Source organism: Celeribacter neptunius (assembly GCF_900113955.1).
GTDB classification, from domain to species: domain Bacteria; phylum Pseudomonadota; class Alphaproteobacteria; order Rhodobacterales; family Rhodobacteraceae; genus Celeribacter; species Celeribacter neptunius.
The window spans coordinates 427,326-450,579 of sequence record NZ_FORH01000001.1 but is presented as its reverse complement, the minus strand read 5'-3'; the positions used below and the strand labels follow the sequence as shown (position 1 = coordinate 450,579).

Annotated in this window: 23 protein-coding genes; 5 read left to right on the top strand and 18 right to left on the bottom strand. The window is 62.1% G+C overall.

Features of this window, described 5'->3' with window-relative positions:
• Positions 1-43: 43 nt before the first annotated feature.
• Positions 44-670, bottom strand: a complete 627-nt coding sequence (locus tag BM151_RS02280) for a glutathione S-transferase family protein (RefSeq protein WP_090056628.1) — start codon at positions 668-670, stop codon at positions 44-46.
• Between the two features lie 116 nt (positions 671-786).
• Here BM151_RS02280 and BM151_RS02275 point away from each other — a divergent pair, with 116 nt between their 5' ends.
• Positions 787-1,542: a helix-turn-helix transcriptional regulator gene (locus BM151_RS02275; protein ID WP_090056625.1), complete on the top strand. Its 756-nt coding sequence runs from the start codon at positions 787-789 to the stop codon at positions 1,540-1,542.
• A gap of 120 nt (positions 1,543-1,662) precedes the next feature.
• Here the strand turns inward: BM151_RS02275 and arsC are convergent, their stop codons facing one another.
• Complete coding sequence (gene arsC / locus BM151_RS02270; protein ID WP_218151315.1) at positions 1,663-2,004, bottom strand: arsenate reductase (glutaredoxin); 342 nt, start codon at positions 2,002-2,004, stop codon at positions 1,663-1,665.
• Positions 2,005-2,366: 362 nt separating this feature from the next.
• Between arsC and BM151_RS02265 the strand changes: the two genes are divergently transcribed.
• Positions 2,367-3,644: an O-acetylhomoserine aminocarboxypropyltransferase/cysteine synthase family protein gene (locus tag BM151_RS02265; RefSeq protein WP_090056621.1), complete on the top strand. Its 1,278-nt coding sequence runs from the start codon at positions 2,367-2,369 to the stop codon at positions 3,642-3,644.
• A 94-nt stretch (positions 3,645-3,738) separates the two neighbouring features.
• Here BM151_RS02265 and BM151_RS02260 read toward each other — a convergent pair whose 3' ends face one another.
• The 9 genes from BM151_RS02260 to BM151_RS02220 form a co-directional block, all read right to left on the bottom strand.
• Positions 3,739-4,278 (bottom strand): DsbE family thiol:disulfide interchange protein, encoded by a 540-nt coding sequence (locus BM151_RS02260; protein ID WP_090056617.1) that lies wholly within the window; start codon positions 4,276-4,278, stop codon positions 3,739-3,741.
• The gene (ccmD, locus tag BM151_RS02255) at positions 4,271-4,426 is read right to left on the bottom strand and encodes a heme exporter protein CcmD (RefSeq protein ID WP_090059119.1); all 156 of its coding nucleotides are present in this window, start codon (positions 4,424-4,426) and stop codon (positions 4,271-4,273) included. The genes BM151_RS02260 and ccmD overlap by 8 nt, the downstream gene beginning before the upstream one ends.
• Positions 4,426-5,175, bottom strand: coding sequence for a heme ABC transporter permease (locus BM151_RS02250; protein ID WP_090056614.1), 750 nt, complete (start codon positions 5,173-5,175; stop codon positions 4,426-4,428). The genes ccmD and BM151_RS02250 overlap by 1 nt, the downstream gene beginning before the upstream one ends.
• Positions 5,176-5,234: 59 nt before the next feature.
• Complete coding sequence (gene ccmB, locus BM151_RS02245) at positions 5,235-5,891, bottom strand: heme exporter protein CcmB (protein ID WP_090056611.1); 657 nt, start codon at positions 5,889-5,891, stop codon at positions 5,235-5,237.
• The gene (gene ccmA, locus BM151_RS02240; RefSeq protein ID WP_090056608.1) at positions 5,888-6,520 is read right to left on the bottom strand and encodes a heme ABC exporter ATP-binding protein CcmA; all 633 of its coding nucleotides are present in this window, start codon (positions 6,518-6,520) and stop codon (positions 5,888-5,890) included. The genes ccmB and ccmA overlap by 4 nt, the downstream gene beginning before the upstream one ends.
• A gap of 86 nt (positions 6,521-6,606) precedes the next feature.
• Positions 6,607-6,960, bottom strand: coding sequence for an Mth938-like domain-containing protein (locus BM151_RS02235; RefSeq protein ID WP_090056605.1), 354 nt, complete (start codon positions 6,958-6,960; stop codon positions 6,607-6,609).
• Positions 6,961-7,037: 77 nt separating this feature from the next.
• A complete protein-coding gene (gene secD / locus BM151_RS02230) occupies positions 7,038-9,665 on the bottom strand; it encodes a protein translocase subunit SecD (protein ID WP_090056601.1) in 2,628 nt (875 codons plus the stop codon).
• A gap of 77 nt (positions 9,666-9,742) precedes the next feature.
• On the bottom strand, positions 9,743-10,072 hold the full coding sequence (yajC, locus tag BM151_RS02225; RefSeq protein ID WP_090056599.1) for a preprotein translocase subunit YajC: 330 nt from the start codon (positions 10,070-10,072) through the stop codon (positions 9,743-9,745).
• Between the two features lie 170 nt (positions 10,073-10,242).
• The gene (locus tag BM151_RS02220; RefSeq protein WP_090056596.1) at positions 10,243-10,638 is read right to left on the bottom strand and encodes a VOC family protein; all 396 of its coding nucleotides are present in this window, start codon (positions 10,636-10,638) and stop codon (positions 10,243-10,245) included.
• Between the two features lie 108 nt (positions 10,639-10,746).
• Between BM151_RS02220 and BM151_RS02215 the strand changes: the two genes are divergently transcribed.
• Positions 10,747-12,135 carry a pentapeptide repeat-containing protein gene (locus tag BM151_RS02215; protein WP_090056593.1) on the top strand — a complete coding sequence of 463 codons (1,389 nt, stop codon included), beginning with the start codon at positions 10,747-10,749 and terminating at the stop codon, positions 12,133-12,135.
• Between the two features lie 88 nt (positions 12,136-12,223).
• Positions 12,224-13,516 (top strand): serine--tRNA ligase, encoded by a 1,293-nt coding sequence (serS, locus tag BM151_RS02210; RefSeq protein ID WP_090056589.1) that lies wholly within the window; start codon positions 12,224-12,226, stop codon positions 13,514-13,516.
• A 115-nt stretch (positions 13,517-13,631) separates the two neighbouring features.
• Here the strand turns inward: serS and rssA are convergent, their stop codons facing one another.
• The 4 genes from rssA to uvrA form a co-directional block, all read right to left on the bottom strand.
• A complete protein-coding gene (rssA, locus tag BM151_RS02205) occupies positions 13,632-14,522 on the bottom strand; it encodes a patatin-like phospholipase RssA (RefSeq protein ID WP_090056585.1) in 891 nt (296 codons plus the stop codon).
• Positions 14,523-14,643: 121 nt separating this feature from the next.
• Entirely contained in the window at positions 14,644-15,615 is a 972-nt protein-coding gene (locus BM151_RS02200; RefSeq protein ID WP_090056581.1) for a calcium-binding protein, read from the bottom strand.
• Between the two features lie 107 nt (positions 15,616-15,722).
• Positions 15,723-16,133 carry an NUDIX hydrolase gene (locus tag BM151_RS02195; RefSeq protein WP_090056577.1) on the bottom strand — a complete coding sequence of 137 codons (411 nt, stop codon included), beginning with the start codon at positions 16,131-16,133 and terminating at the stop codon, positions 15,723-15,725.
• Positions 16,130-19,018 carry an excinuclease ABC subunit UvrA gene (gene uvrA, locus BM151_RS02190; protein WP_090056574.1) on the bottom strand — a complete coding sequence of 963 codons (2,889 nt, stop codon included), beginning with the start codon at positions 19,016-19,018 and terminating at the stop codon, positions 16,130-16,132. Before uvrA ends, BM151_RS02195 begins: the two co-directional genes overlap by 4 nt.
• Positions 19,019-19,270: 252 nt before the next feature.
• On the opposite strand from uvrA, the gene BM151_RS02185 reads away from it, so the two are divergent.
• Positions 19,271-19,630, top strand: coding sequence for a rhodanese-like domain-containing protein (locus tag BM151_RS02185; RefSeq protein WP_090056571.1), 360 nt, complete (start codon positions 19,271-19,273; stop codon positions 19,628-19,630).
• 112 nt (positions 19,631-19,742) lie between these two features.
• On the opposite strand, the gene BM151_RS02180 is transcribed toward BM151_RS02185, so the two are convergent.
• The 3 genes from BM151_RS02180 to BM151_RS02170 all read right to left on the bottom strand — a co-directional run bounded on the left by BM151_RS02180 (position 19,743) and on the right by BM151_RS02170 (position 23,219).
• Entirely contained in the window at positions 19,743-20,708 is a 966-nt protein-coding gene (locus tag BM151_RS02180; protein ID WP_090056567.1) for a LysR family transcriptional regulator, read from the bottom strand.
• A gap of 209 nt (positions 20,709-20,917) precedes the next feature.
• Positions 20,918-22,315: a dihydrolipoyl dehydrogenase gene (gene lpdA, locus BM151_RS02175; protein ID WP_090056564.1), complete on the bottom strand. Its 1,398-nt coding sequence runs from the start codon at positions 22,313-22,315 to the stop codon at positions 20,918-20,920.
• 289 nt (positions 22,316-22,604) lie between these two features.
• Complete coding sequence (locus tag BM151_RS02170) at positions 22,605-23,219, bottom strand: DUF924 family protein (protein WP_090056560.1); 615 nt, start codon at positions 23,217-23,219, stop codon at positions 22,605-22,607.
• Between the last annotated feature and the right edge of the window lie 35 nt (positions 23,220-23,254).

The window sequence follows — 23,254 nt, the reverse complement described above, 5'->3', positions numbered from 1 at the left end:
ACCGGTGTCAAGCCGGGATCTGGCCAGTAGTATCAGCTCAGTATCAGGCCGCCGTCAGTCCCAGCTCCGCCGATGCCCTTGCGTCATACGCCAGCGTCGCGGCGACTTCCGGCCGGGCGGCACAGCGCGCCACCCAGGCCTGGATCTCCGGCACCTCGGGCACCGCATCGGGGAGGATCAGAAAGGGCGAGGAGATCAGCAGATCGGCCAGGCTGTAGCGGTCGCCCAACAGATAGTCCCGCCCCGTGAGACCGGCAGCGAGATAGGCCACGGCCTCCGGCCATTGCCGGAAGGTGGCAGTGAGGACCGGATGCGACACACCCGCCACATGATGCAGATAGACGGGTTCCATCACATTGCCATACCAGCTCATCCAGGACAGGAAGGCGCCGCGCCCGCTCTCCCCCGCGGCGGGAGCCAGAGCACTCGGGAAAATCTCGCTCAGATAGAGCATGATGGCCGTGCTCTCGCGGATCTCCTCGCCGCTCTCGGTGACCAGCAACGGCACCTTGCCCTCGGGATGCGGGTTCTGCGGATCGTGCCCGCCCCTGCCGTCCTGACGCGGAATGTCGGTGAGGCGAATATCGACCTGATCGAGCTTGCCCAGGGCGATCAGCTGGGTGATGATCCGCGAACTGCGGGTGTTCGGGGCGTGGTAAAGCGTCAGCATGGTCTCTCCTTTGCGCTTTGTCTTCGGCGGCGACCATGGCAAGCTCCTGCTGACAGTTTCCGTCAGCAGATCTGTGCGACCCTGTCGGCAGGGAACATCCAACTCAAAGGCACCCCATGGCCAAATCCGACCGCCTCTTGCGCCTGATGCATCTGATGCGCAGCCTCTCGCCGCCGATCACCGCGGGAGAACTGGCGCGGGACCTCGCCGTGTCACAACGCACGCTCTATCGCGACATCGAGGCACTGAGGGCGGCGGGCGCGCGGATCGAGGGCGAAGCCGGCTTTGGCTATACGCTGGTCGAGGATTTCGCCCTGCCGCCGCAATCGCTGACGCAACTGGAAATCGAGGCGCTGGTACTGGGTCTCAAAGAGGTGCAACAGCGGGGCGACCCGGCGCTCGCCCGTGCCGCGCAGGATGCGCTGGCCAAGATCACCGCCAGCCTGCCCGAAAGAAAACAAGCACAAATCCGGCATTCCATTGGCTTGGTGCACCGGAATTCACAGAAAAACTTGCATAAAATCGATCTCTCAGAGATCCGTGAGGCCTGTTGGCAAGAACGCGCCCTGCGCATCCGCTATCGGGATCGCGCGGGACAGGTGACCGAGCGCGTGATCTGGCCGCTGGCGCTCGTCTATCTCGACCACGACCTGATGCTCCTGGCCCATTGCACGCTCCGCGGAGACTATCGCAATTTCGTCACTGCCTCGATCGAAGAGATGGAGCTGTTGCAGGAGAGTTTCCGCCCCCGTCGCGTGCCGATGCTGCGGGCCCATATCGCCGAGTTGAGAAAGCGCTATACCCTGTCGCCGGCCTGTGAAGACGGGCGGCGGATCATGGAACAGGAAGCGCTGGAGACGCAAGCGGGATAGATCGGTTTTGAGCCTTTGGGGGACGTTCAGAACTCAGCACCTCGTGCGGAATCAAGGCCAAAGGCCGCCGCACATCGTCATGCTGAAAGCATGCCACCGGCATGACCGCATCCCGGGCATTCACAGCACCGCTTTCACCGCTTCCGGCGGACGGCCCAGGGCCACGCCCTTCTCGGTCTCGACCACCGGTCGTTCCATCAGCCGCGGATGCGTGGCGATGGCGTCGAGGATCGCCTCTGGATCGGAGTTTGCGGTGAGGCCCAGTTCTTTCGCCTCGGCCTCTTTCGCCCGCAGAAAGGCCGCGGCCGGCTGGCCGGAGCGTGCCACCAATTCGGCGAGCTTATCGCGCGACACAGGGGTTTCGAGGTAGAGCACCACCTCGGGGGTGATTCCCGCCTCCTCCAGAAGCTTCAGCGTCTCACGCGATTTGGAGCAGCGCGGATTGTGATAGATTGTGGCCAATTCCGTCCCCTTTTCAGGCATTCCCTTGGTCGATCCGACCGCCGTGGAAAATATCAGCGGACAGGCAGAGAAAACAGAGCGAAATCCGCAGGTTTCTTGATTTTGCCCGGATTGGGTCAGCAAGCGTTAACCCTTCGCCCCTAGCTCTCAGAGTCATGAAAAAGCTGCTCGCATATATCCCGCTGCCCGTCACCGAACTCGCGCTCCTGCTGCCGTTCTTCGCGCTTCTGGCGCTCAAGGGCTGAAACCCTCGCGGCCCGAGCCGATCCGGCTCCGGCTCATCATCTTGATGAATATCTCGCGGTTGATTGCCGCGCCTCCCGCCCGTACTGTCTGCGTGACTTAGCGAATGGGAGGACAGCATGTCCGAGAAAAAACAAGGCTTTGATACTCTGCAAGTGCACGCGGGCACGGAACCCGATCCGGCCACCGGTGCGCGTCAGGTGCCGATCTACCAGACCACCGCCTATGTGTTCAAAGATGCCGATCACGCGGCAAGGCTCTTCAACCTCGAAGAGGTCGGCTATATCTACTCGCGACTGACCAACCCGACCGTGGCGGCGCTGCAAAACCGTATGGCCGCGCTCGAAGGCGGCGCCGGCGCTGTCTGCTGTTCTTCGGGCCACGCGGCGCAGATCATGGCGCTCTTTCCGCTGATGGCGCCGGGCAAGAATGTCGTTGCCTCGACGCGGCTCTACGGCGGCACGCTGACGCAATTCTCCCAGACCTTCAAACGTTTCGGCTGGTCGGCAAAATTCATCGATTTCGACGATTTCGACGCGGTGCGCGATGCCATCGACGAGAACACCCAGGCAATCTTCTGCGAGAGCCTCGCCAACCCGTCGGGCGCGATCATGGATCTCGACGCGCTCTCAGAAATCGCCAATGGCGCCGGTATTCCGCTCATCGTCGACAACACCTCGGCCACACCGTACCTCTGCAACCCGATTGCCCACGGGGCCACGCTGGTGGTGCATTCGATGACCAAATACCTCACCGGCAATGGCACGGTCACCGGTGGCTGCGTCATCGACAGCGGTACGTTCGACTGGTCCGCCTCCGGCAAATTCCCGTCGCTCTCCGAGCCGGAACCCGCCTATCACGGGCTGGATTTCCACGAGACCTTCGGACCGGCGGCCTTCACCTTCCACTCCATCGCCGTGGGGCTGCGCGATCTCGGCATGACGCTCAACCCGCAGGCGGCGCATTACACGCTGATGGGGATCGAGACGCTCAGCCTGCGCATGCAGAAACATGTGCAGAACGCCCGCGAGATCGCCAATTGGCTCGAAGGCGACGACCGGATCGAGGCGGTGACCTATTCTGGCCTGCCCTCGTCCTCCTATTACGACCGGATGACCCGGATCTGCCCGCGCGGCGCCGGCGCGCTGTTCACCGTGGCGCTGAAAGGTGGCTATGACGCCTGCGTCGAGACTGTTTCGAAACTCGAGCTGTTCTCCCATGTGGCGAACCTCGGCGATACGCGCTCGCTGGTGATCCACCCGGCCTCCACCACGCACCGCCAGCTCGCGCCTGAGGAACAGGTCAAAGCCGGTGCCGGCCCCAACATCCTGCGCCTCTCGATCGGCATCGAAGACGCCAACGACCTGATTGCCGATCTGGATCAGGCGCTGAGCTGAGCTGATCCACAAACACAGAAAAGCCCGCCAAATCCGGCGGGCTTTTTAACGCACTCTCTTTTCGATACCACTCTCGAAACAGCGGCTGAAGCACTCACTCACCCGCCTTGGCGATCTCCGGCTTGATATATTTCTCCATGATCTCCACGGTGATCGGCCCGGCGAAACGGTAGGCGATCTTGCCGTCAGAGGTGAGGATATAGGTCTCCGGCACGCCGTAGACGCCCCATTCGAGCGCGGTGCGGCCCGGCTCGTCCTGGCCGATGGCGGCGTAGGGGTTGCCCATCTCGGCGAGGAATTTCTGCGCCGCCGGGGCCTCGTCCTTGTAATTGACGCCATAGATGGTGACACCCTCTTGCGCCAGCGTCTCGAGCTGCGGGTGTTCGACACGACAGGGCGCGCACCACGAGGCCCAGTAATTCACCAGCTTCACACCGCCGGTCCGGAGCATCTCGTCACTGAGCGGCGCCAGATCGCCGAGCGGCGTCACCGCCGCTAGGGACGGCGCATCTCGGCCGATTTGCGAGCTCGGCAACTGCTGGGCGTCCTCGCGCCCCATGCCGAAGATGAAGAGCCCGGCAAGACCGGCGAACAGGATCGGCGGCAGGGCGATAAGCGGATTGATCTTAGCCATGGGTCTTGCGGCGCTCCTCTGCGTCCTTGAGTTGGCGTTTCACCTTGGCAGAGCGCGCCAGCGAGCGCCAGATCAGCAGCACCAAAAGCGCGATGGTGATGCCATAGGCCATGAGCACGTCGCCCGCGTATTTTCCGAGATCCGGCATCATTGTTCCGCCACCCTTTCGCGCATCTCGAGCGCATGAAGTCGCCGTGCCCGGATCTCCGTGCGGGTCCTGAGCAGCACCAGCGTGATGAACAGGAGCACAAAGCCCGCGATCGCCACCAGCGCCGGATACCAATAGACATCGGCGACGTTTTCCTCGGCATCCATCGACAGCGAGGCGCCCTGATGAAGCCCTTGATTCCAGAACAGAACCGCATAGCGCGACAGGATCGCAAAGACCGAGCCGACAAGGCACAGCACCGAGGTCAGATCGGCCGCCGTGTCCGGGTTATCGATCGCTTCCCAAAGCGCCATATAGCCGATGTAGAACAGCAAAAGGATCAGAAACGAGGTCAGCCGCGGGTCCCATTCCCAATAGGTCCCCCACATCGGCTTGCCCCAGATCGCGCCGGTGATCAGCGCGATCAGCGTCATCGTGGCACCGATCCCGGCGGCGGATTTCGCCGCCAGAACAGAGACATGGTGCCGCCGCACGATCCAGATCAGTGAGGTCACCAGCATCATCGCCCAGATGTTGATCGCCATCATGGCGGAGGGCACATGCAGGTAGAAGATCTTCACCGTCGCGCCCTGACGATAGTCATCCGGCGTGAAGAAAAAGCCCCAGACCAGCCCGGCCACGAACATCAAAGCGGCCAGAACCGCGAAGACGGGCAGCGCCCGGTCGGTCCAGCTCATGAATTTGCGCGGGTTTGCCCATTCCCAGAGGGCATTCCAGTTGATCGCCATTCGCGTCTCTCTCCCTATCAACGCCGGCCACCTTAGGGGCAAGCGCACGTGATCTCAACTCACCTTAAAGCGACCCGGATGGCAGCGGCTGCGGCAAAGGGCAGCAAGGCCACCGCCCCCATGGTGATCCCGGCCTGCATCGCCAGAGGTGTGCCGACGAGAAAGCCGCCGGCCCCGCGACGCACCACTTCAGCACCGAAGATCAGCGTCGGGATGTAAAGCGGCAGGATCAGGAGGCTCATGAGCAGCCCGCCACGTTTCAGCCCCACGGTCAGCGCCGCGCCGAATGCACCGATGAAGGACAGGGCCGGCGTGCCGACCAGGAGCGTGATGATCAGCCAACGATAGGCGGCAGAATCGAGATGCAGCAGGAAACCCAGTGCCGGTGCGGCGATCACCAGCGGCAGGCCGGTGGTGATCCAATGCGCCAGCGCTTTCACCGCCACCACCCCTTCCAAGGGGATCGGCGCCGTGGCCAGAAGATCGAGCGAGCCATCCTCGAAATCGAGCGCAAAGATGCGGTCCAGAGACAGCAAGCAGGCCAAAAGCGCGCCAATCCAGAGGATGCCCGGGGCGATGACCTGCAACAGCTCGCTCTCCGGCCCGACCCCGAAAGGAATGAGGGTCACAAGGATCAGGAAGAAGGCGAGGCCAAGCCCGAAGCCGCCGCCGGAGCGAAAGGACAGCGTGATGTCACGCCAGAACAACCGGATCATCGGAAGGCCTCATCGAAACTTTCATCGAAATCGTTGCGCACCACATCATGGCGCGCCTTGTAAGGCGTCACGTCGAACACGGTTTCTTCGAAACCGAGATCGATATGGGTGGCGATGATGGCCGCGCCCCCTGCCCCGACATGGGTCTTCACCGCCTCGGCAAAGATCGCCACGGAAGCCTTGTCCAGCGACACGGTGGGTTCATCGAGCACCCAGACCGGGCGACCGGTGACCATCAGACGCGCCAGTCCCAGTCGCCGCTTCTGCCCCGCCGAGAGATTGCCCGCCGGGCGGGACTTCAGACTTTCGAGGTTGAAATGCGCAAGCGCCGGGGTGATGTCGTGCCCGCCATAGACCCCGGCCCAGAACGCGAGATTCTCGGTGACGGTGAGCGTCGCCTTGAGCCCGTCCGCGTGACCGGCATAGGCCACTGTCTCGGGGTCTGCCACGACCCCGCCGGCATAGGCGGGCTGCAACCCGGCCAAGGTGCGCAACAGCGTGGTCTTGCCCGCGCCATTGGGGCCGCGCAGCACGAGGATCTCGCCTTTTGACACGGCGAGGTTCAGCCCTTCGAGGACTGGCATACCGCCCCGGGAGACGGTCAGATCTTTCACGGAAATCAAGCTCATGCGCGCCACTCTACAAGGGGATGGGTCTCAGGCAAACTGATCCGTATCAATCTGGAGACATCAGATCGGCCCATCAGATCGTCTGATCAAATCGGCAAGAGCGCCACGGCGACGCGACGGCCCTCGGAGGCCAGCACGTTATAGGTACGGGCGGCGGTCGGCGTGGCCATCGGTTCGAGCCCGATTTCTGCGGCCTCGAGAGGGTCGCGGAAGCTCTTCGGCAGATGGGCCATCTCCGGCCCGGTGCCGATGATGATGAAATCGATCTTGTCGCGAATCTCGACCAGGGCCTCGGTGTCGGTATAGCCACCCCAGGGGATCACCCGCTCGCCACAGACCAGCACCGCGCCCTCATAGGCTTTGCCAGCAATACGGAACATGTTCGGCCCGTAACCGTCGACCGGCACGGCATCTTCGAATGGCATTTCGTTGAACTGCATCGCGGGCTCTCCTTTCTATGGAAAAGGCCCGCATCGCGCAGGCCCTTTCGTCTGTTTCCCTCAGGACGTGGCGTGGCTCACACCGCGCTGCCGTCGGCCTGAATGCCCTTGGCGGGCTCTTTCTTTTCCCAGTCACGCTTGACGCCGAGCCACAACAGGATGTTGGAGGCGACAAACACCGAGGACCAGGTGCCGACCACGACGCCCAGCGTCATCGCAAAGACGAAGCCGCGGATCACGTCTCCGCCCAGAACCAGCAGCGCGATCAGCGCGATCAGGGTGGTGCCCGAGGTCATCACGGTCCGCGACAGGGTCTCGTTGATCGACATGTTCAAGACGCCGGCAAGCTCCAGCTTCTTGTATTTGCGCAGGTTCTCACGCACCCGGTCGAACACCACCACGGTGTCGTTGAGCGAGTAACCGACGATGGTCAGAAGCGCGGCGATGATCGTCAGGTCGAACTGGATGCCGAAGAGCGCGAACACCCCGATGGTGATCGCCACGTCATGGACCAGCGCGATCACCGCGCCCAGGGCGAATTGCCATTCGAAACGCAGCCAGATGTAGAACAGCACGGCGGCGATGGCGGCGGCCACGGCTTCGACCGCGGTCCAGATCAGCTCGCCCGAAACCTTCGGCCCGACGCTTTCCACGGAGGGGAAGGTGATCGTCGGATCGACGGTCTTGAGCGCCGCCTCGACCGTGTTGATGGTCTCCGGGGTGATCGCCTCGACCTCGTCCTGGGCCTGAATGCGGACCATGGCGACATGCTGGTTTTCGGCGAAATTCGGATCAAAGACTTCGGTGATCGTGATATCGCCAAGCCCCAGTGTCGACAGCGCATCACGATACTCGCCCACATCCACTGCCGCCTCGGATTGCGTGCGGATGGTGGTGCCGCCTTTGAAATCGATGCCGAAATTCAGCCCGAGGGAGAAGAAGGCCACGAGCGCCACGGTGACCATCACGGCGGAGAAGCCAAAGGTGATCTTGGCGCGTTTGAAGAAATCGATGGCGGTCTCGGCGGGCACAAGATGCACGCCCTTGAGTGTCCAGCCCTTGCGGTTCTTGCGGCCGTACCAGAGCACCACCATGGCGCGGGTCACGTAGATCGCGCTGAACACCGAGGTGATCAGACCGAGCGCCAGCGTCACGGCAAAGCCCTTGACCGGGCCGGAGCCCATGACAAACAGGATCGCGGCGGTGATGAAGGTGGTGATATTGGCGTCGATGATCGCCGACAGCGCCTTTTCATAGCCGAGCTCGATGGCACGGCCAGTGGATTTGGCGTTTTTCAGCTCCTCGCGGATGCGCTCGAAAATCAGCACATTGGCATCCACCGCCATACCGACGGTGAGCACGATCCCGGCGATGCCCGGCAGCGTCAGCGTGGCACCGATGGCCGAGAGAAGCCCAAAGAGCAGCCCGACGTTGATGATCAGCGCGATATTGGCAAACATGCCAAAGAGCCCGTAGGCCGCGCCCATAAAGACCAGCACCGCGACGAAAGCCACCATGGTGGCGATCCGGCCCGCCTCGATCGAATCCGCCCCGAGCTCCGGCCCGATGGTGCGTTCTTCGAGGAAGTTGATCTTGGCCGGCAGGGCACCAGCGCGCAGCAGCACCGCCAGTTCGGTCGATTCATCGACGCTGAAGGAACCGGTGATCTGACCGGACCCGCCGCGGATCGCCTCGTTGATGCGCGGGGCGGAAATCACTTCATTGTCCAGGACGATGGCAAACAGCGCGCCGACATTGGCGGCGGTGTAATCGCCGAATTTGCGCGCCCCCGTCGGGTTGAACCGGAAGGTCACCGACGGCCGGCCGTTCTGATCGAAAGCCGGCTGGCTGTCGGTCAGCTCATCGCCCGACACCACGGCGGTCTGTTCCAGAATGTAATAGATCCCCGGCTCATTGAGAGAGGGCGCGATCATGTTGCGCGCGCCGGGGTTTTCATCCGGGTTCGTGGTCCGGCCCACAACCGGGTTGAAGGTCAGCTTGGCGGTGGTGCCGATCAGCGATTTCAGCTCGGCGGCCGAGCCGATCCCCGGCACCTGAATGAGAATGCGATCCGCGCCCTGACGCTGGATCGTCGGCTCGCGGGTGCCGACCTCGTCGACCCGGCGGCGGATGATTTCCAGCGACTGCTGCATGGTACGATCGTCGGTGGCGGCTTTCTCGGCCTCCGAAAGCTGCACGGTGATCACGTCATTATTGCCGGAGACCGCGATGTCCTTCTCGCCCGCGGCGGTCAGCGACACAACGGCGGTGCCGAGTTTGCGCACGGCGGCCAGAGCGGTTTCCATGCCCGCGGGTTCGGAAATCCGCACCCGCAGCTCCCCCGCCGGCGCGTCGATCCGGCGGATCGTGCCGACCGTGTCCCGCTCATCGCGCAGCGCGTCGCGCACCTCCGGCCAATAGGCATCCATGCGCGCGGCATAGACATCGGCGACCTGCACCTCGCCCAGCAAATGCGCGCCACCGCGCAGATCGAGACCGAGGTTCACCAGCGAAGATGGCAGGAACCCCGGCCAGGCGTCGCGCGCGGCGGCCCGTTCGGGGGTCTCACCGGCTTTCTCGATCGCGGCGATCGCATCGTTATGGCCTTCGACCCTCGGGTAAAAAGCGTTTGGGAGCGCGGCCAGAAGGCCAAGGGCCACGAGACCCCAGATAACGATCCGTTTCCAAAGAGGCATTTGCAACATGTCGGGAGCCTGCGCGAAAGTGTAGTCAGAAAAGCGAAAGGCCCGCGCATCCGCCCGGGCCTAGGATCATGCGCCGATCAGGAGGCGGCAGGTTCGGTCTTGGACACCACGTTGGCGAGCGTCTCTTTCTGGACCTTGACCTTGACGCCCTCGGCGATCTCGACCTCGACGAACCCGTCTTCGCGCACCTTGGCAACCTTGCCCATGATGCCGCCCGCGGTCACCACTTCGTCGCCCCGACGCACGGCGGAGATCATCGCCCGGTGCTCTTTCATTTTCTTCTGCTGCGGCCGGATCATCAGGAAATACATGATCGCGAAGATCAGGATCAGCGGCAGGAATTGCATGATCGGGTTGCCTGCGGCGGCGCCACCGGCGGCCTGCGCATAAGCGGGGGTCACGAGCATTGGGTCGTCCTTTATGGTCTAAATTGGGTCAGCCGGGGCAGCCCCTCGCCACCCCCAAGTCGCCGCGCACCCTATAGCGGGTCTCCCCCCTTGGCAAGCAAACGGCTGAGGCTGATTTACGCACTCACGAGAGCTTTACAAGACCCGATCGGCCTCATTCCCGAGAGCGCTCACAAGAACCGGCCACCGCGCTCGATCACCTCGATCTTGTAGCCATCCGGATCGGAGATGAAAAAGAACTTCGCCAGAAGCGTACCCCCGGGGGCAAATTCGACGATCTTGCCGGGCTCGAGCCCCTCTTTCTCCATACAGGCATGCGCCTCTTCGAGGTTCTCGACCGACACAGCGAAATGACCGTAGCCATCGCCCAGTTCATAGGGCGCCGCGCGATCCTTGTTCACCGTCAGCTCCAGCTCGAAGTCTGACTCGGCATTCGACATGTAGATCAAGGCAAAGCCTTCGAAATCCAGATGATCCTTCACCGAAAGCCCAAAGGCCTTCTCGTAAAAGGCGATGGAATGATCCGGGTTCAGCACACGAATGCAGGAATGAATGGCTTTGGCCATGGGGCGCTCCGTCTTGTGGATGGTGTTTGGGGTTTCAAACGAGGGCATTTGCCGCTCTTATGCACAGGCTACCGCGTTTTCACAGAGCCTTTCCACGATTGATTGCCCATGACCGAATTTGCAAGCCGATTGTCCGCGTTTCTCTCACAGCCCCTCGTGCCATGGCTGATCCTTGGTGTGATCATCACCGGCGTGCTGCTTGGACAGGTGGGGAAACTCGCCCCGGACGACCCGATTGACCGGATGAAGCGGCTGTTCGGCGTTGGGAATGTCCCGCACGGCTTCGCCTTTCTGATCGCCGCGCTCTGGTGCGCCCTGGTCGCGGTGCTCGTCACCGGGCTGTTCATCCTGATCTACGAGATCGTCTGGGGCATAACGTTGGAAGAGGCCCGCAAAGAAGAAAGCGATTTCCGCTTCCTGCTGGCCAAGACCACCGCGCTCACCGCCGTGCTCGGCGCGCTGGTCGCCCTGCCCTTCACCGCGCTGCGCTTGAAGCTGACCACGGAACAGAACCGCCACAGCGAAGACGTGCTCTACAACGACAAGCTGCACAACGCCCTCTACGATCTGCACTCCCGCCGTCAACTGTCGGACGGAAAATGGGAAGACGACATCATCCGCCGCAACGGCGCCATCGACCGGCTGGAGGCCCTGGCCGTTGAACGGCCTTTGATGGCGCCCCGGATCGCGCGCATGCTCTGTGTCTATCTCAAAGAAATGTCGCGGGAGTTTCAGGCGGAAGAAGCACCGGAAGATCTCGGGAAAACCGAGGATTGGGCCCAAGGCCTGATCGTGAAACGCTCAGACATGGAAAACGCCGCACAGGTGCTCGGCCGAATGCACGACAAGACTGGCGTGGCCCCGAAAGAGCTGGCCATCGACCTGTCCGGCACCAACCTGCAAGCGATGAGACTCGAGGGGCTGAATTTTGACCGGGCCATGTTGACCTCGGCCAAAATGGATGGGGCCAAATTGAACGGCGCGAAGCTGAACTGGGCACAGCTAAACTGGGCACAGCTGAACTGGGCACAGCTGAACCGGGTACAACTGAACTGGGCTCAGCTGATCCATGCGGATCTGGGCATGGCAGAGCTGAACGAGGCGGAGCTAAACGAGGCGGATCTGAACGAAGCAAATCTGGGCATGGCGGAGCTGAACCGGACGGAATTGAACGGAGCAAGGCTAAAATTGGCGTGGCTGAACCACGCAATGCTACTCGGGGCGGAGCTGAACGCACAAACAGATCTCCGCACGGTGTATGCATGGGCAACGGCCCTGAGATCTGTCGATCTTTCCATGGTCCGGGATTTGGAAAATCTTATCAGCGAGAGCTTTGGTGACGCCTCCGTGACCCTGCCCGACGCGATCAAACCGCTCGTCGCCGACAGATGGCCGGACCGGATTCTCAATATCGATATCTATTTCGAGGAATGGAACCTCTTCAAAGAAGACCCCTCATCCTACGTCCCGCCGCAACATCGCGCGGCTTCCGACTAACTCCCCGTTGATCCCCCCCGCGCCCTAAGGCATAAGCCTCTTCACGATCAAACAGCTGCAACCCACCCATATTCGAGGGACCAAAGAGATGCATGACATCAAGGCCATTCGCGAAAACCCCGACGCTTTCGACGCCGCCATGGCGCGCCGCGGATTGTCCGGGGTCTCCTCCGAGTTGCTGGCCCTCGATGCCGACCGTCGCGCCAAGATTGCCGCCGCGGAAGAGGCCAAGGCCGAACAGAACAAGGCCTCGAAACTCGTCGGCGCCGCGAAAGCCAAGGGCGATGAGGCCGAATTCGAACGCCTGCGCGCGCTGGTCGCAGACAAGAAGGCCGAGATCGCCCGTCTCAATGACGAGGCAAAAGAGGAGGACGCGCGTCTCACCGAGATGCTGATGTCCCTGCCGAACGTCATGTATGATGATGTGCCCGATGGCGCGGATGAGGACGACAATGTCGAGATTCACCGCTGGGGCACGCCCAGAAGCTTCGATTTCACCCCGAAAGAGCATTACGAGCTCGCCGGTGTCATCGATGGCATGGATTTCGAATCCGGCGCCAAGCTCGCGGGCGCGCGTTTCGTCGTGCTCAAGGGCGCCGTGGCCCGCATCCACCGCGCGCTGGCGCAATTCATGCTCGACACCCATGTCGACAGCCATGGTCTGACCGAGGCGATCACCCCGGTGATGGTGCGCGAAGAGATGATGTACGGCACCGGGCAATTGCCGAAATTCGGCGAGGACAGCTATCAGACCACCAATGGCTGGTGGCTCATCCCCACCGCCGAGGTGACGCTTACCAATCTGGTGAACGGTGAGGTGGTGGACGAGGCCGATCTGCCCTTCCGCTATGCCGCACACACGCAATGTTTCCGCTCGGAGGCCGGGTCCGCCGGGCGCGACACCGCCGGCATGCTGCGTCAGCACCAGTTCGAAAAGGTCGAAATGGTCTCGATCGTCCACCCGGACGAGAGCGAGGCGGAACATGCCCGGATGACCGAACAGGCGCAGAATATTCTCGAAGCCCTCGACCTGCCCTATCGCACGGTGAAACTCTGCTCCGGCGATCAGGGTTTCGGCATGAAGCGCACCCATGATCTCGAGGTCTGGCTGCCCGGTCAGGACAAATATCGCGAGATCTCCTCGGTCTCGACCGCCGGCGATTATCAGGCGCGCCGGATGAACGCCCGGTTCAAACCGAAGGACGGTGGCAAGCCGGAGTTCGTGCATACGCTCAACGGCTCCGGCCTTGCGGTCGGCCGCACCCTGATCGCGGTGCTGGAAAACGGTCAGAACGAAGACGGGTCCGTCACCCTGCCCGACGCGCTGTCGCGCTATCTGGGCGGCAAGCTCACGCTCACGGCTGACGGGCAACTTGCCTGAGGGACCGAGGTCCGAGGATAGACCCGAAAACAGGTCCCAAAACAGAACAGAGATCGAAAAGGCGCCTCCGGGCGCCTTTTTGCTGTCCGGGATCTGGGGTCACACGCATCAGAGCTTACAACAGGCGTTGAAGCGCGGCTTTCTGTTCCTCGACCATCCGTTCGCCGTCGGCAATGGCCTTGTCTGCCTCATGGAAATCAAGAATGGACAGGTCCGACAGATCCGCCGAAAGCATCACCTGTGGCGGCTCGCCGGCCATACGGGCGCGACGAATATGTTCGGTCATGATGTTGATCGAGGTCGAGAGCACCTCGAGATAGCCCGGGGCGGCCGGGGTATCTGCGCTCGTCTTGCCCGGCCAGAGCCCCTGAAGCGCCTCGGGCAGACGCGCCTGCAGGCTGGTGAGACCGGAGGATTTCTGAAGATCCGGCGCCTGCCAGAGCGCGCCGTCGAGCTTGGCATTCGGGTTAACCGCGATGATCACATCCGCCCCCATGGCACGCGCCAGCGACACCGGCACCGGGTTCACCATACCGCCGTCCAGGAGCCATTGCTCCCCATGATAAAGCGGCGAAATGATCCCCGGCAGCGCCGCCGAGGCGCGCACCGCCATATTCAAAGGCCCGTCACGGAGCCAGACCTCGCGCCCGGTTTCCAGATCCGTGGCCACGGTGGCAAAGGGCAGATCCAGTTCCGCGATGGTTTTCGGCAGACCGAGCTTTTCCATCAGGGTGAAAATCTCACGCCCCTCCACAAGGCCACCGCCGGAAAAACGCAGATCGACCAGAGCCAGAAAACTCCGCGGGGTCAGGGCGCGGGCCCATTTTTCAAGCTGGGCGAGCCGACCGCCGGCATAGGCCGCGCCGACCAGCGCCCCCATAGAACAGCCCGCGATCACATCCGGGCGGATGCCCATCTCGTCAAGCGCCCGCAGCACGCCGATATGGCAGTAGCCCCGCGCCCCGCCGGAGCCCAGTGCCAATCCGATCCTGGGTCGTTTCGCCATTCGCCCCTCCGAAGCTTCGCCGCATCATGCCCGGGATATCCTTGGACAGGGCCACGCGAGAGTCAAAAAGTCTTTCAAAAACATCCGCTCCGCCTTGAAAACCGCGGCATCCGGCAAGGGTTCAAACCGTTGCGAGCCCGGTGAATTCGATGTCTCCGAGGCCAAAAGGCGTATCGCTGTAGATCGTCAGGACACTGGTCGCGGCGAGCGCTTCCTCCGTCTCGGCATAGCTCAGCGTGAGCGTGGTGACATAACCGCCCGCTTCGGTCTCTTCCTGCGCCATCTCGACGGAGGTATCCCGATCCTCGGTCCCGGGTCCGCGTTCGATCTCGATGCTGAGCCGATCTTGCGCCGGGTCGAAATCGCCGATCGTGGCGATCCGGCTTTCGAGATGATCATCCGCTTCCAAGGCCAGTTCGCTGTTTTGCAATTCCAGCACAACCTCGAAATCGTCGCTCCCCTCGCCGCCGGTGACAGAGGCGCCACCGCGATCCGGCTGATCGGTTCCGGCTTCGGCGCGGATCTCGATCCGGTCATCGCCCGCGCCACCATCGATGCGGGCGGTCATGTCGTTGAGTTCGGTATCGCTGTTCCAGGTGATGTCATCATTGCCCGCGCCGCCATAAAGATTGGTGGCATCGATCCCGACCAGGGTGTCATCGCCCTCGCCGCCATCAAGCGTGTTGCCAATGGTGCCGGTCAGGGTGTCATTGCCCGCGCCGCCGTAGAGGGTGATATCATAGGGCAGATCGAGCTCCGCCTCATCATCGCCCCCCAGAAGATGGATCTCCGACGGGGCCAGAGCACCCTCCTGCCCCGCGGCCAGACTGTCGTCTCCCTCGCTGCCGGTCAGCACCTCCGAGCCATCAAACAACAGCGTTTCCCCCTCGGCTGTCGCAATCTCGGCAGGATCGGCATCATCGGGCACCGGCGCATCAGCGAGTGCATCAGAGCCAGGCTCAGCCTCCGCCGCCTGCCCCGCCTGCTCCGACCGCTCCTCGTCATGCGTGCTGTCATCGTCATCGAAGGCGTCGTAAATCGCCAGTCCGACCAGTGTCGGCGCAACCAGCCCGAGAAGAATAAGTCCAAACATCTCTCACCCCTGAAAATTTGACCCGGAAAATCTGAAAGCAAAAATCTATCCGGGAAAGGGTCGCACAGCTCAGGCGAGAGTCACGAATTCGTTAACCTTGTTTGCCGTCACGCATGTTTCAGGGCTTTCTCAGCCAGATCCATGACATGATCCGACAGCGACAAGCCGGCCATCTCGGCCAATGTCGCCCAACGCACATCCATGGCGTCGTCATCGGCCTTGGCCAGGCCTCGCGGCTCGAGACAGGCCAGCGCGACCAAAAGGAAATGATGCGCCACGGCGTCCCCGTCCCGCTCGATCAACTCGACATGATCGAGCACAGCACCCGCCCGCGCCGTCACCCCGGTCTCTTCCAAGAGCTCGCGCACCACGGCGTCGCTCAGCCGCTCGCCCAGCTCGACATGACCGCCCGGAAAGCCCCAGAGACCGGCATCCGGCGGGTTACGCCGTTGCACCAGCAACAGCCGGTCGCCTTTGCGACAGACCGCCAGAACCGCGAGTTTCGGAAGCTGGCTCACTCCGCCGCGCTCCGTTTGGCGGCCTTCTCGAGCATCGGCTTGAGATAGCGCCCGGTGTGCGACCCCGCGACCTCAGCCACCTCTTCGGGCGTGCCAGTGGCGACGATCGTACCGCCGCCATCGCCGCCCTCGGGACCGATATCGATGATATGATCGGCGGTCTTGATCACGTCGAGATTGTGCTCGATCACGATCATCGAATTGCCCTGATCCACGAGTTCGTGCAGCACTTCGAGGAGTTTTTTCACATCCTCGAAATGCAGACCCGTGGTGGGTTCGTCGAGAATATAGAGCGTGCGTCCGGTCGAGCGTTTCGACAGCTCTTTCGAGAGCTTCACCCGCTGTGCCTCACCGCCCGAAAGCGTGGTCGCCTGTTGCCCGACCTTGATATAGCCAAGGCCGACACGCATCAGCGCGTCCATCTTTTCCCGGATCGAAGGCACCGCCTTGAAGAACTCCTGCGCATCTTCAACCGTCATATCAAGAACGTCGGCTATACTCTTGCCTTTGAACTGAATTTCCAATGTCTCACGATTGTAGCGCTTGCCCTTGCAGGTTTCGCATTCGACATAGACATCGGGCAGGAAATGCATCTCGATCTTGATCACCCCGTCGCCCTGACAGGCCTCGCAACGCCCGCCCTTGACGTTGAAGCTAAACCTGCCCGGCTTGTAGCCCCGCGCTTTCGCTTCCGGCAGACCGGCGAACCAGTCGCGAATGGGCGTGAAGGCGCCCGTATAAGTCGCGGGGTTCGATCGAGGCGTACGACCGATCGGGCGCTGGTCGATGTCGATCACCTTGTCGAGATGCTCGAAGCCTTTGATGGTCTCGCAGGGCGCCGGCGTCTCGCGTGCGCCGTTGAGTTTCATCGCCGCGTTCTTGTAAAGCGTCTCGATGGTGAGCGTCGACTTGCCGCCGCCCGACACGCCTGAGACACAGATGAACTTGCCGAGCGGAAATTCCGCCGTGACCTCTTTGAGATTGTTGCCGGTGGCCTTGACCACGGTGAGCTTTTTGCCATTGCCCTTGCGACGCTCCGCGGGCACGGCGATTTCGCGCCCCCCCGAGAGATATTGCCCGGTGAGCGAAGCCGCGTCGTGCTCGATCTCCTGCGGGGTGCCTTTTGAGACCACCTGACCGCCATGGACACCGGCCCCCGGCCCCATGTCGAACACGTAATCCGCCTCGCGGATCATGTCCTCGTCATGTTCCACCACGATGACGGTGTTGCCCTGATCGCGCAGGTTCTTCAGCGTGCCGATCAGCCGGTCATTGTCGCGCTGGTGCAGCCCGATGGAGGGTTCGTCGAGCACATAGAGCACGCCCTGAAGGCCAGAGCCGATTTGCGAGGCAAGGCGAATACGCTGGCTCTCCCCGCCCGACAACGTGCCGGCATTGCGCGACATGGTCAGGTACTCGAGCCCGACATTGTTGAGGAACCCCAGACGCTCTCGGATCTCCTTGACGATGGCGCGGGCGATCTCCTGTTTCTGTGGGCTGAGCGCGTCCATCACCCCGTCGATCCACTGGAAGGCTTCCTTGATCGATTTCTCGACCACCTGGCCGACATGCAAGAGCTCGCCATCCTGCGCGGAGCCGATCTTCACCGCCAGCGCCTCGTCCCGAAGACGATAGCCGCCGCAGTGACCACAGGGCCGGTTGTTCTGATAGCGCTCGAATTCCTCGCGCACCCAGTTGCTGTCGGTCTCGCGATAGCGCCGCTCCATATTCGGGATCACCCCTTCGAAGCTGCGCTCGACCTGATAGACCCGGCCACCGTCATCATAGCGGAACAGGATCTCCTCGTCGCCGGAGCCATAGAGGAACATCTTCTGCACCTTGGCCGGTAGGCTTTTCCATGGCGTCGAGGGTTTGAATCCGTAATGTTTCGCCAGCGCCTCGATGGTCTGGAGGAAATACGGCGTCTTGCCCTTGCGCCAGGGCGCGATGGCCCCGTCCGCCACTTTCAATGTCGCATCGGGCACCACGAGACGTTCGTCAAAGAACAGCTCAACCCCCAACCCGTCGCAATGCGGACAGGCCCCGAAAGGCGCGTTGAAGGAAAACAGCCGTGGCTCGATCTCAGGAATGGTGAAACCCGACACCGGACAGGCGAAATTCTCGGAAAACGTGATGCGTTTCGGCTCCCCCTCGCCCTCGCGCGGCGCCGTCTCGAGAATGGCGATGCCTTCGGCCAGGTCGAGCGCTGTGCGCATCGAATCCGCCAGACGGGTCTCCAAGCCCTCGCGCACCACGATCCGGTCCACCACCACATCGATATTATGGCGGAATTTCTTGTCCAAGGCGGGAGGCTCGTCGAGTTCATAAAATTCGCCGTCGACCTTCACCCGCTGGAAGCCCTGCTTCCTAAGCTCAAGAAATTCCTTGCGATATTCACCTTTGCGGTCGCGCACGATCGGCGCCAAAAGGTATCCCCGCGTGCCCTCTTCGAGCCGCATGGTGATATCGACCATATCCTGCACCTGCTGCGCCTCGATCGGATCACCGGTGGCGGGCGAGTACGGCGTGCCGGCACGGGCAAACAAGAGACGCAGATAGTCGTAGATCTCGGTCACCGTGCCGACGGTCGAGCGCGGGTTTTTCGAGGTGGTCTTCTGCTCGATGGAAATCGCCGGGCTGAGGCCGGAGATGTGATCCACATCCGGCTTGCCCATCATGTCGAGAAACTGCCGGGCGTAAGCCGACAGGCTTTCGACATAGCGGCGCTGGCCCTCGGCATAGATCGTGTCAAAGGCCAGAGAGGACTTGCCCGAGCCCGAGAGCCCGGTGATCACCACCAATTCGTCGCGCGGGATGTCGACATCCACGCCCTTGAGATTGTGCTCGCGCGCGCCGCGCACCTCGATCGACTTCAACTCGGCCATGAGACCTCACCCACCCGCTGGAATTACCCGATCATATCTAGTGGATCACTTTCCGGGTTCCAACAAGAAAATGAGAACATAACAAGAACTAGAGGCGTTACCCGCCAATCCCGGTCGATTTTCCGCCGGTTTTTTCAGCAATCACGATTTTGGGACAGCCCCCCTTCCCTTTTTGGTGATTTCATCACAGACTCTGCACCGCGGCATCATGTAGATCGGCATATCGAACCAAGACTGCGAAGGTGAACTGACATGTTTGGATTGTTTGGGGGCGGCCCGAAAATCTCCGTCGAGGACGTAAAGGCCGGGCTGGCCAAGGGCACTCTGGTGCTGGTCGACGTGCGCGACAAGATGGAATTGCACATGTCAGGCACGGCCAAGGGCGCGCTGCATGTGCCGCTGCAGGAGCTGCAGGCGAAATGCGATCCGAAATCGCCCTCCTGCCTGCCGGAATTCAAGGACACCAAGACCACGAAAGTGCTGTTCTGTGCCTCCGGTGCGCGTTCCGCCGGCGGGGTGAACCTGTTGAAGCGTCTGGGCCATGAAGATGTCCAGAACCTCGGCGGGTTGCACAATTGGGTGTCGGGTGGCGGTGAGCTGCACAACGTGTGAGCCCCCGCTCACGACCGAGACGACAAAAGCGGCCCCGAGAGGCCGCTTTTTTTCATGCTGTGACTAAACTTCACGCGACGGATCTTATTCAGCGGCACTCATGCGGCGGCCTCTATTCGGCGACTTGGGTCACCGTGCCTTCGAGCTTGGCCCCGTCGGCCCGCGTCGCGGTATTGGCCGAGCTCTTGTCCGGCCCCATATAGAGCGACCGGCGCGCGGTGAACCGCCCGGCGATGAAGCGCATGAACTCCGTCACCCGCGGCACATGGCGCAGGTCCGGATGGGTCAGCACCCAGATCGGGATATGATCGGCCAGCGCGATCCCCGGCACCCGCACCAGCGCCGGATCGGAGCTGCCCAACAGATGCGAGCTGCGCACCATGCCAACCCCTTGCCGTGCCAGAGCCATGGCGGAGACCATATCGTCGGTCTTGATCGCCGCGCGGCACGGCGGCAATTCCGAGAACAGCCCGGCGGGCGTGGCGGTGAACCAGGTCGAAAAGGCGATATAGGGCAGCGCCGTCTCATTGTCGCGGCCTTCGAGCACCTCACGGTAACGCTCGACGAATTCCGGCGTGGCGAACCAGCCGGCACGTTGCGGCGTCACCATCCGCCCCCAGAGACTCTCCTCCGGCGACTGGGTGACGCGAATGGCGACATCGGCCTCGCGACGGTGCAGGTTCAAGACCTCGGTCGCGCCCAGGAGCTGGATATCGATCCCCGGGTGCAGGGATTTGAACTCCTTGATGTCCTCGGCGAAATGATCGTCGGCCAGAAGCGGCGGGATGGTGATCTTCAGCTCACCTTCCTCGGTCTCGTCACGCGCGGCGAGCGCCATGTCCAAAGCCACCATCCGGGCTTCGACCTCTTCGGCATGGGCGATCGCCACCTGCCCGGCCTCGGTCGGTTGCAGGCCCGACGCGAGACGGGTGAAGAAACGCACGCCGGCGGCATCTTCGGCCTTGGCCAATTGTCGCGACACGGTGGCATGGTTGACACCCAGCACCCGCGCAGCGCCGGAGAGCCCGCCCTCGCGCGCTACGGCCAGAATATATCTCAGAGAATCCCAATCAGTCATGTCGGTCAAAATACATGACCTTCATTTCCGCACAAGAGCCTCGCGTTTTATAGCAGTCATCACACATATTGATATGTCAGCTCACACAGATTTCAGGGATCGATAGGCGGCCTTGCTTGATAGGCGGCCTTGATAGGTGGCATGCCACATCCCGACACGGAAAAGGCCACCCTCTCGGCGGCCTTTCCCAGAACTTCACGAGACTCGCCTCAGATATGGAGCGCGCGACCGTAGGCGGCGAGCACCGCCTCGTGCATCATTTCCGACAGGGTCGGATGCGGGAAGACGGTCTCCATCAGGTCCTCTTCCGTGGTCTCGAGCTGGCGCGAGATCACGTAGCCCTGGATCAGTTCGGTCACCTCCGCACCGACCATATGCGCGCCCAGAAGCTCGCCGGTCTTGGCGTCGAATACGGTTTTCACCAGCCCTTCGGCCTCGCCCAGGGCGACGGCCTTGCCATTGCCGATAAAGGGAAATTTGCCGACCTTGATCTCAAAGCCCGCCTCGCGTGCCTTCTCCTCGGTGAGGCCCACAGAGGCCACCTGGGGCTGGCAATAGGTGCAGCCGGCGATGGAATTGGGCTTGATCGGATGCGGCTTCTGACCGGCGATCAGCTCCGCCACCATCACGCCCTCATGCGAGGCCTTATGCGCCAGCCAGGGCGCGCCGGCGATGTCGCCGATGGCAAACAGGCCATCCACGCCGGTGCGGCAATATTCGTCGGTCACCACATGCGTGCGGTCGAGTTTCACGCCCGCCTCCTCGAGCCCGAGCCCTTCGACATTGCCGACGATGCCGACGGCGGAAATCACCGTGTCGAATTCCATCGTCTCGGTCTTGCCGCCCATCTCGATATGCGCCACGACGCCCTTGCCCGGGGTGCGGTCGAGCTGTTTGACCATGGCCTTTTGCAGGATCTTCATCCCCTGCTTTTCGAACTGTTTCTTGGCGAAGGCGGAGATGTCCTTGTCCTCCACCGGCAGCACCCGGTCCATCACCTCGACCACGGTCGTATCGGCGCCCAAAGTATTGTAGAAGCTCGCGAATTCGATGCCGATCGCGCCCGATCCGATGACCAGAAGTTTCTTCGGCATCCGAACCGGCGCCAGCGCGTGGCGATAGGTCCACACCAGATCGCCATCGGCCTCGAGCCCCGGCAATTCCCGCGCCCGCGCGCCGGTGGCGACGATGATGTTTTTGGCGGTGAGCACCTCGGTGCCCTTGTCAGTCTTGACCTCGACCTTGCCCTTGCCGGCCAGCTTGGCCTCGCCCATGATCGACGTGACCTTGTTCTTCTTGAACAGGCCCTTGATGCCGCCGTTCATCTGCGCCGCCACGCCGCGCGAGCGTTTGACGATGGCGTCGAGATCGAAATCGATCTTTTCGGCGGAGAGCCCGAATTCCTTGGCGCGATGCATCTGATGGAAGATCTCAGAGGAACGCAGCAGCGCCTTGGTCGGAATGCAGCCCCAGTTGAGACAGATCCCGCCCAGGTGTTCGCGCTCGACACAGGCCACCTTCAGCCCCAGCTGAGACGCCCGGATCGCCGCAACATACCCGCCAGGGCCAGCACCGATCACAACAAGATCGAATTGAGTATCAGACATCAAGGGTCCTCCCGAAACCAAAGTGAAACGCTGCCAGCGCGCTCCTCCCAATGATGGGACGGTGCAGCGCGCCGTCAACGCGTCTGGAAAACTGACGTTCCGCGATCTCGGTCGAGATCGGCAAAACACTTTAGTTTGATACTAAACTATCTGGAAAAACTGAGCAACGATCCGCCGCACCCAAAGGGCGAAAGGCTGCATCCCGCCAGGCGCATAGCTCGCGCGCGGGATGCATGGCACTCGGTTTTCAGGCGGGATTACAATCCCTTAGATGCAGATTGCACAGCCGTCAGGCGGCCACAGCCTGCATTTCCTTCAGCACGGAGGCATAGCCGCCGCCGCTGAGAAAGTCGGCTTCGTGCCCGGTTGTGGCCCGGGCGAGCGCATCATTGCGATAGGGAAAACGCCCGAACAGGCGGATCACTTCGCGATGCGCGCGCGCGTGCAAGAGGTTGTTGTCGGCGCCTTTGAGGCGCTCGAACATCAGCCGCACACAGCGCTCCTGATCGTAGAGATTCTCGGAATGCATCATCGGCAGGTAGAAGAACTGCCGCGCCGGTGCATCGATGCGCAGATCCCAGCCCTTGTCGACCGCCGCCTTGGCCGCCGAGAGCGCCGCCAGATCGGAGGCAAAGGCCCGGCCTTCGCCACGGAACATGTTGCGCGGCATCTGATCCATGAGGATGATATAAGCGAGCGCCCCGGTCGGATAGGTCAGCCAGAGCGAATAGGCCCCCTCCTGTGCCCTTTCCCAGGTCGTCAGGAATTCATCGCGAATACGCTGATCGAGCGCCTCATCCGCCACATACCATTGCGACGGGCTCAGCTCGTCGAGCCAGAAGCTCAGAATCTCCTCCGGCGTCTTCTCCGCGTTTGTCTCCGGGACCGTGTTGCTGTGCGCCATCTCTCAATGCTCCTCTTGACGGCAGAACTTTACAG